The 13,186-nt window shown below is 41.6% G+C and carries 11 protein-coding genes; 4 read left to right on the forward strand and 7 right to left on the reverse strand.

The features are described 5' to 3' along the window. Positions 1–22 precede the first annotated feature (22 nt). A complete protein-coding gene (locus BM043_RS05780; protein WP_092789708.1) occupies positions 23–631 on the forward strand; it encodes a Uma2 family endonuclease in 609 nt (202 codons plus the stop codon). Positions 632–639: 8 nt separating this feature from the next. Here BM043_RS05780 and BM043_RS05785 read toward each other — a convergent pair whose 3' ends face one another. From BM043_RS05785 to BM043_RS05795, 3 genes are read right to left on the reverse strand one after another with little or no spacing between them, the layout of a single operon-like run. Next, positions 640–1,230, reverse strand: coding sequence for a nucleotidyltransferase family protein (locus BM043_RS05785; protein WP_092789710.1), 591 nt, complete (start codon positions 1,228–1,230; stop codon positions 640–642). Continuing rightward, positions 1,230–2,348, reverse strand: a complete 1,119-nt coding sequence (locus BM043_RS05790; protein ID WP_092789711.1) for an XdhC family protein — start codon at positions 2,346–2,348, stop codon at positions 1,230–1,232. Before BM043_RS05790 ends, BM043_RS05785 begins: the two co-directional genes overlap by 1 nt. Positions 2,349–2,362: 14 nt before the next feature. After that, positions 2,363–3,640, reverse strand: a complete 1,278-nt coding sequence (locus tag BM043_RS05795) for a sterol desaturase family protein (RefSeq protein WP_245752957.1) — start codon at positions 3,638–3,640, stop codon at positions 2,363–2,365. Between the two features lie 162 nt (positions 3,641–3,802). Between BM043_RS05795 and BM043_RS05800 the strand changes: the two genes are divergently transcribed. Further along, entirely contained in the window at positions 3,803–4,276 is a 474-nt protein-coding gene (locus tag BM043_RS05800) for a hypothetical protein (protein WP_092789713.1), read from the forward strand. Positions 4,277–4,354: 78 nt separating this feature from the next. Here the strand turns inward: BM043_RS05800 and BM043_RS05805 are convergent, their stop codons facing one another. Further along, a complete protein-coding gene (locus tag BM043_RS05805; protein ID WP_092789714.1) occupies positions 4,355–5,938 on the reverse strand; it encodes a CHRD domain-containing protein in 1,584 nt (527 codons plus the stop codon). Positions 5,939–6,143: 205 nt separating this feature from the next. Between BM043_RS05805 and BM043_RS05810 the strand changes: the two genes are divergently transcribed. Together BM043_RS05810 and BM043_RS05815 are read left to right on the forward strand one after the other, a co-directional pair. Then, positions 6,144–6,602, forward strand: coding sequence for a hypothetical protein (locus BM043_RS05810; RefSeq protein WP_092789716.1), 459 nt, complete (start codon positions 6,144–6,146; stop codon positions 6,600–6,602). Continuing rightward, a complete protein-coding gene (locus BM043_RS05815; protein WP_092789717.1) occupies positions 6,599–8,434 on the forward strand; it encodes an adenylate/guanylate cyclase domain-containing protein in 1,836 nt (611 codons plus the stop codon). Before BM043_RS05810 ends, BM043_RS05815 begins: the two co-directional genes overlap by 4 nt. A 168-nt stretch (positions 8,435–8,602) precedes the next feature. Here the strand turns inward: BM043_RS05815 and BM043_RS05820 are convergent, their stop codons facing one another. The 3 genes from BM043_RS05820 to BM043_RS05830 all read right to left on the reverse strand — a co-directional run bounded on the left by BM043_RS05820 (position 8,603) and on the right by BM043_RS05830 (position 13,163). After that, positions 8,603–9,487, reverse strand: a complete 885-nt coding sequence (locus BM043_RS05820; RefSeq protein ID WP_092789718.1) for a glycoside hydrolase family 17 protein — start codon at positions 9,485–9,487, stop codon at positions 8,603–8,605. 5 nt (positions 9,488–9,492) lie between these two features. Next, positions 9,493–11,838, reverse strand: coding sequence for an MFS transporter (locus BM043_RS05825; RefSeq protein ID WP_245752959.1), 2,346 nt, complete (start codon positions 11,836–11,838; stop codon positions 9,493–9,495). Between the two features lie 62 nt (positions 11,839–11,900). Further along, the gene (locus BM043_RS05830; protein ID WP_092789720.1) at positions 11,901–13,163 is read right to left on the reverse strand and encodes a glycosyl hydrolase family 17 protein; all 1,263 of its coding nucleotides are present in this window, start codon (positions 13,161–13,163) and stop codon (positions 11,901–11,903) included. Between the last annotated feature and the right edge of the window lie 23 nt (positions 13,164–13,186).

A 13,186-nucleotide genomic window follows, 5' to 3' on the forward strand; every position in this document is an offset into this window, starting at 1 on the left:
CTATTATCTGTATATTTATTCTATGAATATCAAAAATCAGGATCGCGTAAAAGAACCGGATATTGAATACGGCCGCTATTCCTATGCTGATTATTTGACTTGGCAGTTTAAGGAGGTGGTAGAATTAATCAAGGGGAGAAGATTTAAAAAAGCTGCTGCTGCACCCAAGCGAATTCACCAACAGGTTTCTTTAAAACTATCCACTAAGTTTTATAATTACTTGGAAGGCCAAAAATGCCAAGTTTATGACGCTCCTTTTGATGTACGATTTCCAATTAAATCAAGAGAAGACGACAAAATTCATGATGTGGTACAGCCGGATATTTGTGTGATTTGTGATCCTGAAAAATTGGACGAAAGAGGCTGTATCGGCGCGCCAGACTTGATCGTGGAGATCCTTTCTCCAGGAAATAGTAAAACAGAGCTTAAGCACAAATTTTCACTTTACGAAAGCCAAGGAGTTCGAGAATATTGGGTGATCCATCCTGAAAATCAAGACTTATTAATTTACACACTTGAACATGGGAAATATATACCGTCTCGATTGCTGACCACAGGAGATCTGGTAGAATCCGCAGTGATCAAAGGATTTGCCTTGGATTTGGAAGAATTTTTTAGCGATATCGAGTAACTTGATCTTCAAAGTTTCCAATTTTTCAATCGATCCAAATCCGCTTCGGTATCCAGGTCCACAGCTCCCAAAGGGAAGTCCAAGGCAAAAACATCAGAAATATTTTTAACGATTACCTTTTTTGCTCCTTCCGATCCTTTCAAGGACAGCATATCCTCAAAATATTTTTGATCAAAAATCGCCGGTACGCCCAAAGTATTCGAATACGAACAAGCGACAATTCCTTTTCCAGACTTTTCTTTTTCTGAAATCAGCTGATTTAAAAGTGGAGCATCCACAAAAGGCTGATCACAAAGCATCAAAATCACCTGATCTGGATTTTCATTTTGGATCAAAAATTGGAGTCCAGTCTGCATGCTTGAAGCCATTCCCTGTTCCCAATTTTCATTGATGACAAAAGGGATTTGATCCGGTTCAAAACCAGTTTTGATCAATTCCGGATTCCAACCCAAAACTACAACCAAAGCCTCCACCTGTGATTTTTGAGTTTCAGTAATTGCCTTTTCAATCAAATTAACACCTTGTATTTCAATTAATTGCTTTGGTCTTCCTAAACGAGAAGATGAACCAGCTGCTAAAATGATCAAACCCGTCTTCATCAGCCTTTTTCGTGAATTGGACCGACTTTATCCCGGAGAAAAATAGGTTGCTTTTTGTTGAGTACGGCTTTGATTTCGGCAAAAATGGAAAGAGCGATTTCTTCTGAAGTTTCTGCTCCGATTTCCAATCCGATAGGGGCGTAAAAATTATCAGTGGAAACCTGAATTCCCTTGGATTCCAGTCGCTCAATCAGCTTTTCGGTTTTCTTTTTTGGACCTAAAATCCCGATATAAGGAATCAAACAGGTCAGTAATTTTTCCAAAATAATGACTTCATATTCGAAATTATGGGTCATCAATAAGGCCACGGTATAAATATCAGTTTCGATTTGATCGATCACTTCTTCCGCATGACCTTGAATGATTTTTTTGGCTTGGGGAAATCGGGTAGGGGAAGCCAGATTTTTTCGGCCATCGATGAGAATCAATTCCATACCCAGGATTTCGGAAAGCTTGGCTACCGGTTGAGTATCATTTCCCGCACCAAATAGCAATACTCTGACCGTTGGCTTGACCAGTTCGAAAAATACCGAGAATTGACCCAGGCTATCGGGAAAGGATTTAATCTGGTTTTGGGATGCGTCAAAATACTTTATTTCGGATTGGAGTGTTGGCAAAAACTCTTCATGAACGCGTGTATAGTCTCCAAATTGATTTTGACCTTGACTTAATAGGATCGTCCCAACTTGCTCAGATTTTGAATTGGCAACCGAAAACACGCTTATCAAGAGTGAAACTTCCCTTTTTTCAAGCGCTTTTTTGATCAACTCTATCGGATTTTCGGGATGACTCAAATCGATCGGTTCAATCAGTACATGGATAATCCCATTACAACCCAATCCCACACCGAATTTCTGATCATCTTCATCAGTGGTATCATAGGTGACGAGCATGGATTTCTGTTGGAAAATGACCGTTTGAGCTTTGCGCAGCGCATCACCTTCCAAACATCCACCGCTAATTGCTCCGGTCAAATTTCCTTCCTGAGTGACAAGCATCCGGGCTCCTGGACGACGATATGCGGAGCCATCTACTTGAACAACCGTCGCTAAAGCTACGGATAGATTCTCACTTTTGGCAAATTCATAGGATTGGATAATCTCTTGAAATTCTTTCATTTACTTATATTGGATTAATTAGCCAATTGAAGCTTCTCTCTTCGTAAGGAAAACCAGATTGAAAAGAATGCCGATAAGACCAAGTATCCTACAAAAATAGAAACTGCACCTGGCAAAAACTTACTTAATCCAAACCAATCTCCAGTCGTAAACACAATAAACATCGCATAAGCCACCTTCATCAGTTCCCAAGCCCAGGCATTGGGATTTCGATCCATCAGTTCCGTATAGGCATACACGGTCAAAAAAATGAAAGCCCCGAAATAAAAGATTCCCGGAGAACCGATTTCAGCTAAGTTTCCAAACAAATAGCTAAGGAGAAAAAGCAGTGCCATCAATTGGCTGAAACTCCAAATCAACATGCCTTTGGTTAGTTGGGGATTGTATTTTTCAAAATTATACACATCCTCAATTTTGCCGATGGGGTATTTCTCAGCAACATCGGCTGGACGCCATCCCAAGGGCTTAAACCAAATTGTAAATTTATCCGACCATTTTTTGGCTCGCCATGCATCTTTTAGTAGCTGCCAGAAATGCATAAAATTAATTTTGATCGGGTTCCAGGTTCTCACTGGGCGCGTTACTCCATAAACGGCAGGTATTTCTTCTTTTTCTTCCTGAAAAGTCCCAAACCATTTGTCCCAAAAGATAAATATCTGACCGTAATTCTTATCCAAATATTCCGGATTGATGGCATGATGTACCCGATGATGGGAGGGGGTGACAATGATTTTTTCTAAAAATCCCATTTTTCCAATATGTCGGGTATGATACCAAAACTGAGCGAATAAATGCAAGGGAGCGACCACTGCGATGACCTCGGGAGGAACTCCAAAAATCGCTGCCGGTAATAAAAAAACCGCGAAGATCTTGACAATCGAGGCAATACTCTGACGAAGTGCACAAGCCAAATTAAATTCCTCCGAGCTGTGATGAATGATGTGGTTGTTCCAAAAAATATTGTATTCATGCGCAATCCGATGCGTCCAATAGCCGGCAAAATCCAGTGCAAAAAAGGCGATAACATAAACTAACCAGGTACTTTGGATGTCAAATACACTCGCCCGGTCATAAAACCACTGATAGGACAAAATCACAACACTCAAGCCTAAAACATCCTTGGTGACATTGGTCATGCCGGAGCTCAAACTCGAAATCATGTCGTTGAGCGGTACGGTATCGTTTCCTTTCCAAAGGCCCCAGAATTTTTCAAAGAGGACCAAAAGAAAAAAGGCCGGCATGGCGATCAATAATATTTGCCCGTAAGCTTCCATTTTGGTTTGATTTGCCATTAAACTTAGGAATTTGCCATAGGATCTTCAATAGATTTTGATGAATGGGCGCTATAAATTGACTTATCGCAATTTTCTTTCGGTTGATTTACACTTCACCGGTCCCAAATTTTGATATATCTTAGGCATCGTATTCAAATATCAATTCTAGTTTAAATATTCATGCAGTTTCCCAGTTTAGCTCAACTCAAAAAGGAATTAGAACTTTTGCCCGAAAAAGAAAAGGTTAATCTAATTTCAGATTTGGCCAAATTCAGTCGTGAGAATAAGGCTTATCTATTTTTCAAACTTCAGGAAAAAGAAAATCCAGGTTATTTTCTGGAAATGATCAAAGAAGAATTGGATACTGAATTTCAAAAAAGTAATGCCAGCCATGTGTACTATGCAAAAAAATCGGCACAAGCCATCCGACGAAAATTGAATAAAATGCTCAAATTGAGCAAAAAGAAGGAAGATCAAATCGAGGCCATTATGTATTTCTGTGAGCAACTCAAGGAGTACGGATATCTTCAATTTAACTATCCTGTAATTGATAATTTGTATAAAATCCAGGTCGAAAAAGTCAAAAAGCTGATTTTGGGTTTGCACGAGGATTTGCAGTATGATTTTGAAATGAGGCTTCAGGACTTGGAGTAACGGGATTCAATCTAATATCTAGGAATAAAAAAAGCCCGGTCCAAAGAACCGAGCCTTCCCAAACTAACTAACCATCTACTAATTCACATTACTTCCGATGTTTCCTTGAGCAACCAGGGTAGCCAATTGTTCCATGGATAAGTGGACATTGACATATCCATCAAACTCCAATAATTCACTGTAAGTAATGGCTGATTCATCATCAAGCGTTCGGATATGGGTCATACTCATTCCGGTAGTTCCATCTACAGGATTAAAGCTTACTGCTATATCTCCACCCTCTTCTGCGCTGTTTTCATGAATATGAGCGGGATGGGAAGCTCCATCGACCGTATTTTCCAATTCGATCACAGCCAAAGTACTTCCGTCTTTTCGCTCTCTGAAGGTCGCCGTGCCGCTTACTCCCGGAATATCCACTTCCAATAAATTATAAGTAGTCGATTCTCCGGTCAATTCATTGGAACCGATGTCGCCTTGTGCTACGATCGTGGACAATTCCTCCATGGAAAGATGCACATTGATATAGCCATTAAAATCCAACACATCACTGTAGGTGAAAGGCGTTTCGTCATCCAGCATGGAAACATTGGTTTTACTTATTCCTGTAGCACCATTCACAGAATTGAAAGTGAACGCAATATCGCCGCTTTCGATCGCAGAGTTAAAATGGATATGGGCAGGATGCATTCCATCTTCAGGCGTATTCATAAGCATGATTTCAGCTAAAGCTTCACCATTTACCCGCTCAAAGAATGTGGCAGTTCCCGAGATTCCATCCACATCTCTTTCTCCCAATACGTATTCCTTAGATTCTCCCGTCAATTCGTTTTGACCAATATCACCTTGTGCTACAATCGTGGCTAATTCCTCCATCGAAAGATGCACATTGATATAACCATCAAAATCCAAAAGTTCATCATAGGTAATTGCTGATTCATCATCCAGCATAGAAATATTGGTCAAGCTTCGACCTGTACTTCCATCTACCGGATTGAAAGAAACTGCAATATCCCCGCTTTCCGCAGCGGTATTGAAGTGAATGTGGGCAGGATGCATTCCATCTTCAGGAGTATTCATAAGCATAAGTTCTACCAATGTTTCTCCATTAACACGCTCGCTGAAGGTGGCCGTACCACTAATTCCCGGCACAGCTACTTCACCCAAATCGTAGGTTTTGGTTTCTCCCGTCAAAACATTTACTCCTATGTCACCTTGAGCGAGGAGTGTTCCTAGGTCTTCCATGGAGTTGTGTACATTGATGTATCCGTCATAATCAATGAGCTCGGCATAGGTGACAGGCGAACCGTCATCCCAAGAATCTACGGTAATGGTGCTCATGCCCGTATCACCGTCTACCACACCAAGTGTCAAAACGATATCTCCTCCTTCAGCAGCAGTATTCATGTGAATATGTGCCGGATGCATACCTCCTGAGGAAGTATTAGAAAGCATCAGGTTGATCGTAGTGGTGTTGTCATCATTTTCGATAAACTCCGCCGTTCCGGAAATGGAAGGATCAGAGACCGAACCCAGTTGGAAAGTCGTTTCGTTTCCAGTTGGCATTGGCGCAGGAATCATTGGTTCTTCGTTGTTGTCGCAAGCGAGAAACAACCCAGAGGAAAGCAACAGCAATCCTCCAAAAATCAGTTTGTTGTTAATCATAATAGTTGGCGTTTAATAATGGAACAAGTAGTTAAATGTTGATCGAATTAATCATCATCTATTGGAACTACGAAGTGGGAGAGAGGTTTGGATTTACAGATTTTGAAATATTTTCCTTTTTCGATATAAAAAATTTAATTCACCACTTTTATGTATTTGATATTATAAATTTTGTATTTTAACACATTAAAAAAATAATATTATTATGCGCAAAAATGTAATTATCAACCTATCTGTCCAAATCCAGGATCTATTTGATGGAGGTATTTTGGACGATCTATGCGAATTTAAAGATGACAACGGCGGGACCTATCCGGGAGGAGTTAATAGAGGAAGGCCAGAGGAATTTACTTCCAAGGTTTACGGAGCTCATAAAGTGACTTGGAAAATTGATTTTGAAGGGGTCAATAGTCAGTTTTATAGAGTCATAGAATCTGAAATTACTGCAACTGACGGATATGAGATTTTTACGGATTACCCACTCGAAAGTAACGGAAATAATATTTCAGGCACGCTAAATCAGTCTATTGGTCAGGCGGTGGATGTCAAGTATGACATTTCATTTACGGTGAGAAGAAATCAAACCCGTGAGGAAAAAACATTTAAAATTGATCCAAAATTAAAAATCAATCCGGCGCCATTTGTCGAGGAAGAACATCAATGAAAATCCTGAGCTTAGTAGGGATAGTAGGCGCTTTTCTGCTAATTTTTAATTCTGAGGAAGCAGTAGCTCAGGATCAAAAAAAAGCCGATAGTCTCCTTTTAGAACTTAAAAATTATCCCCAAAAAGCGGGTTCGGATACCCTTCGTCTATACCTGTTGTCCAATATTTCATTTAATTATAATAATCCCGACAGTGCGCTTTTTTACGCAGAAATGCTCACCGAAGAGGCATTGGAACAAAACCTATCGAAATGGATATTTTCAGGATATTTTAATCAAGGTTCAGTTCAGCGCCTTTTGGGCAATTTGGATTTGGCCTCTCAGAATTTTTTCAAAAGTCTCGAGTATACCCAAGATTCAAGTAATTTCAATCAGAAGGGAAAAGCCTATCTCGCCATAGCTGACGTGTACTCGATCTCCGGAGTACATCAAAATTCTGTGGATTACTACAGAAATGCCATCGATATTTTTACGCAAACGGGTGACGAAACTTCTCTGGCTACCGCTTATTTGAATATTGGAGATGAGTTTTTCAGCGAAGATCAATACGATTCAGCCATTTATTACTTTGAGAAATCCGAGGTCATTTTCGAAAAAATAAATTACCTCACCGGAAAGGCCTATAATCTGGGAAATTTGGGGATGGTTTATGCAAAACTCGGACAAAACCCTCGAGCTGAAGCAAATTTCAACGAAGCAGTGGAACTCCTTCAGTCAATGGGAGATTATTATCCCATTTCAGTTTATAATGGATATATGGCTGAAATATACGCAGCCCAACAAAACTATCCTGCTGCGATCACTTATGCTACTACGAGTAATTCTATAGCTGAAAAATTTGGGTTTAAAGAGCAGATTAGAGACGCCAGTCAAAAGCTTGCAGCATACTTTGAGGAAACGGGGAATTTGGCCGAATCCTATCGGTTTTTTAAAAAATATGCTGCCTACAAGGATAGCATCAATAATTTGAAAGCAATTCAGGAATTGGCGGATTTGAGAACAAATCTGGAGGTGTCTCAAAAGCAGGCTGAAGTGGAGCTTTTGGAGAAAGAATCCGAACTTAATTTATTGAAAACCAAGCGACAGGAAGTTTTGCTCTACAGTGCGGGAGGTTTATTTCTTTTTGCAGGGATCATCGCCGTGGGTGTTTTTAAAAAATATAGGTATGAGCGCAAGACCAAACAAATAATTGAATCAGAAAAAGATCGGTCAGAAAAATTGTTGCTGAATATTCTTCCCGCAGATATTGCCAACGAGCTAAAGGAAAACGGAAAAGTAAAGGCTCGGAAATATGAAGCCGCCACGGTTATGTTTACCGATTTTAAAAACTTCACCAAGGCTTCGGAGGATTTGGATCCTGAATTGATCGTGCAAAGCATCGATTATTATTTTAGTAAGTTTGATGAAATTGTAGAAAAACACGGACTGGAAAAAATCAAGACCATTGGCGATGCTTACATGTGTGCAGGAGGGATCCCCATTCCAAACACCACCCACGTCATGGACGCCATAAATGCGGCCAAAGAAATGTGTGCTTTGGTCCGTTCCAATCCACTATCCCAAGTTCATCGGTTTGAAATGCGAATCGGGATTCATACTGGACCGGTGGTGGCCGGAATCGTCGGAACCAAAAAATGGCAATATGATATCTGGGGGGATACAGTAAACATTGCATCCCGACTAGAGTCCAGTTCTGAACCCGGAAGGATCAATATTTCGGAACACACCTATGAATTAATTCGCAGTGGGGTAAATTGTCAATACCGGGGCAAAATAGAAATCAAAAATCACGGGGCGATTGATATGTACTTTTTGAAGGAGAACATCAGCTAATCCCTACTGATCAGCTTAAAACTAGGCTTTCGCATTATTGACTATTGTTCATTTGATCCAAAACTAAGGACCTGAACTAATTAAAAAAAATCCCTTTGATTCCTTTTGCAATAAACCGAATCAAAGGGCCAGAAAAACTACTCGTTTCAAATTAAGCTTTCTCCTTTATCAATATTTCAACTGTTCATCCTTATCCCAAATCCCCCAATAAGCGCCGACATCACCTTCTGCCCCGACTTTCCAAGACTCATCAAAAGAGGAGAAATAAAAGATGTCCACGGAGTCCATTTTGGACCATGTTTGGATATTGATGAAGTATTTCAAGAAGTTTTGGTCTGAAGGGACAGCCCCATAAAGCGGTGAACCTTGGCTTGGCCATCCTGTCTCGGTGATGATGACTTTTTTGCCATTACCAGCCTTGACGGCCCGATTGTACATGTCTTTGATATAGAGCAAGGAATAATCTAAGGCACATCCTTCCCAATACGGATAGCAATTGGCCAAAATTACATCACAAGCCTCCGTGATTCGGGGCTTTCGCTCAAACTCATAGTAAGCATCCACATAGCCAACTACGGTTTTTGGCAATTCTTTTTTCACCCGATGGATAAAATCGAGCAATGCTTCCTCAGAAAGATCTTTTCGGTACATCACCTCATTGCCAACCGCAGCAATATCCACGTATCCCTCATTAGCCAATTTGATCAGGCCTTGAATTTCATCTTGATTGATTTGATCATCTTTTCCCAGCCAGGCCCCAACCAAGGTTTTCATGCCCAATTCCTTGGCAATTATGGGGATCAATTCATTTCCTTCGGTACAAGAAAAGGATCGCACCCAATCGGTGTGGGGTCGGATGATTTCCAGTCTTCGGCGCACTTGCTCTTCGGTCAGGGTATCACCGGGCTGCTGTCCTTCTACATATGGGCTAAAGCAGATCCCATGTATGCCTTCCTGAAGCAATCCATTGAATGATTTTGCCAATTCTTGAATGGATAATCCTTGCAGGTCTTTCCCTGCGAGTGCCAAAACTTTGTCAGCGTTAAATGACATAGGTATTAATATTTTAAGTTTTCGTTTTTGTCCCAGATTCCCCAGCTTTGTCCTACTTCACCTTCGTGATGAACTTTCCAAGGCTCATCGAAAGAAGAGAAGTTAAACATAGCAATTCCTTCTTCTTTTGCCCATTGATGGGTAGCAATGATGTATTTCATGGCATTTTCGGGAGAAGGTTTGGCGGAATTCATTGCTTCACCCGAATCCGGCCAGCCCGTTTCCGTAATGATAACCGTTTTTCCTTTGGCAGCATTTTTTGCCATTTCATACATTTTTTCAAGATAGACAGGAGCTTGATCGATATTGCAGCCTTCCCAGAATGGGTAGCAGTTGGCCAAAACCAAATCGCACGCATCCACCAGTTCAGGCCGCTGAGCTAGTTGGAAATACGTGTCGATATAACTTACCGTCACATTGGGAATTGATTTTTTTACTTGGCTTAAATAGTCCAATACTTCCAGCTCGGTAAGTTCATTTCGAAGGAGCACTTCGTTACCTACCACAGCGATATCCACCAGCCCTTCTTTTGCCAAATGGATCAAAGAGGCGACCTCTGCTTTATTTTTGGAATGGTCAGTACCGAGCCAGGCACCCACCATGGTTTTTAAGCCTTTTTCCCGAGCAATTTTCGGGATTAGTTCATTGCCATCAGTACAGGAAAAGGAGCGCACCCATTGGGTGTGAGGAGCTATGATTTCCATTCTTCGCCTAATTTGCTCTTCGGTTAAGATATCGCCGATATTTTGTCCTTGTAGGTAAGGGCTGAAGCAAAGTCCGTGAAAACCATCGTTTAGCGTTTGGGCAAACATATTCTTGATTTCAGCAAGTGATTTCCCTTCGAATTTCCCTTGGTAATTTGCCACTGCCAATTTATCGACTTCAGCAAGCCGAATAGATTTTCCTTCCTGATAGGCAGTGTAAGCAATTTGAGGTTCTACTTTTTTAGCCTTCCGCTTCTCCAATTCTGCCCGGATTTCATTGGCTCGCGCTTCATCTACGTCGTAATCATGCATCAAGTACATGGCAGCTATTGTGCCCAGCATGGGGAGTCCCGAGAAAAATAACCTCAGGCCATCAACGGCACCCTCAGGCTGCACGGCGGCATTGCCATCAAATCCCACTACGGTTAAAATCACTCCGCTAAGTCCTCCGGCTATGGCAAAACCAAACTTGACCATATACCAATAAATCGCACCAAAGACCCCTTCCCGTCGTACTCCATAGTTCAATTCGTCCAAATCGATCACATCAGCGGTCATGGACATCATCAAGACAAATAGACTCCCAATACCAAAAGAGTGAAAAGGAAGTGAGAAAATGAACATCCACGGTTTTCCCGGAACAAAAAGAAACCATAAAGAGGCATAGCCGACTAAAGCAATGCCCTGAGATACCATAAAAGCATTCTTTTTACCGATTTTTCTGGACATCCGAGCCACAATCGGAATCACAATAAAAGTAGTGACCAATGCCCCGACACTTCCAAATATCGGTGTCCAATAGCCCGCTGCACCAGCATCTCCGCTAAACAAGTGCCAGACCACAATAAAAAACACAAAACCGGCTACGGTATTAAAGGCATTGAATATGAAAAAAGTAGAAATACAGAGTTTTCTAAACGGAGTGGAAGAAAAAGCTTCTTTGAATCCTTTGATAATTTGAGCAACACTGTCACCGATGGCATTGAAGGTCAGTGGAGAGAAGTTTTCATTTTTGGTGGACTTGCTCGAAATGAAAATCGCAGGAATCATTGCGCAAAGGGCAAAAATAATTCCCACCCAAACGGCCAATTCTCGAGTGGCAGCCTCAGGACTTGGAAACCAACTGGGATCATACATAATGACCCAAAACCAAGGGGCTATCACCCAAGCCCACTGACCAATCCATTGTGCAATAGCCATGATTTGTGTTCGCTCATGAAAATCCTCACTCATTTCATAGCCCATCGCCACATAAGGAACACTGAAGATCGTCAGTCCGATATAGAAGGCAAAAGACCCCAATAGAAAATAGACAAAATTATAATTCACACTGTTTTCCCCATAAAGCTGCCACATCACTGAGAAAGTGATTCCCATGACGATTGCACCCAAAAAGACATATTGTCGCCTTCTTCCCCAGACCGATTTCGTATTGTCAGAGATAAAGCCCATGATGGGATCCGTGACAGCATCGAGAATGCGGGGAAGAAAGTAAACGATTCCCCACATCCAACCCGGGAAACCAAGATTTTGTACCAGCACCACCATAAATATCCCAAGCGAAGCCGGGAACATCTGATTGGCTAGCATACCGACTCCGAAGGCTATTTTCTGTCCCATCGGGACTTTTTTTGATAGGGTTGACATGGTTAATTGGGTTTGGTGGTTACACGCTTGAGAAATTTTTGAATTGAGAGTTTTAATTGAATTTATTTTGCCGGAGGTACTAAAACATCCTTAAGCAGACTTTCCATATTTCCGCCGTAAGTTTTTACAATGGGATTTCCATCTCGGGTGAGGTCTTTGAAAATTCCCTGATCGACCAAATCCCAAAGCGCATATTTAGCTTCACCTTTCAGTCCAAAAAGACCAAAATGATTTTCGGAACCGATCGGATTTCCAGCATCCTTCCACTGCTCGTTGAATGCTTCGAAATAGAAGAGAGAAATCCCCGCTTCATTGGTCCATTCCCGCATGTGCTGATAGTATAGTGCCTGCTTGTATTCGTCCGCAGCGCGGGAACCTTCAGGTCCATAAAATCCATCGGAAACACTCGCCCAGCCAGTTTCTCCGATATGGATGGGTTTATCCACTCCGATGCTTTTCATATAATTCGCTACAGAATCGTACTGGGATTTGGCAAAATCCCGCGCACGAAGCATGGCTTTATCTACTTTTTCCAAAGTGGAAAGCTTGGATTCCTCAATGGGAACTCTCCAAAAATCAGGATTGTAATGGCTGTTGTGGTAAGGATAAGTATGAATGGAAACATAATCGACAGCTTGGGCCAGCTTTTTGAGATCCTCGGTATGATAACTTGGATCACCTCCGCCCCAGGATGAAAAATCATCCGAACTCGTAATCCAAAGGTCTTTTGGAAGGTCTCCGGCCGCTTTCAACGCTTGCAGGTGGTTTACCCATTTGAGAATCACAGCCGGCTGGACAAAGTAACTCGTGGCCCACCTGACCATGGCTTCATTGCCGACGGCTAGGATTCTGACGATTTCTGGATATTTGTTGGCCAACGCTACGGCACGATCTATTTCACCGGCATTTTGTTCGCTTTCTACTTCGTGATCGGGTTCTAGGTCCGTCCAGGCATTTTTACAATCAATCCAGGCGCCGAGCATGACATACATTTCAAAATTTTCGTCTTCATTCATCAATTCTTGAATCGCCTTCAACAGCGTAGCCGCATGAGCAAGCTGAACATTGTAAGTTCGGACGATTCTGATCCCCATGGCCGATAAGATTTTTAAATCATCTTTGAGCTGATCGACGGACGGCTGGATATCTCTTGATCGTTCTCGATAGCCTTCAAATGAGATAGCCAAATAGGCGGGGTTTCCTAAGATTTCTTTTGCGGTCACTTGTTTTGATTTTTCTGTTTGAACTTCGGTTGATTTTTCGCTGCACGAAAAGCTAGCCATCAAGGCTACTCCGACTAGGGCTGATTTAAAGATCGATTTCATGCTAAAATAAGTTGGTGCGCAAA

The organism is Algoriphagus hitonicola, from assembly GCF_900113375.1.
Lineage (GTDB): Bacteria > Bacteroidota > Bacteroidia > Cytophagales > Cyclobacteriaceae > Algoriphagus > Algoriphagus hitonicola.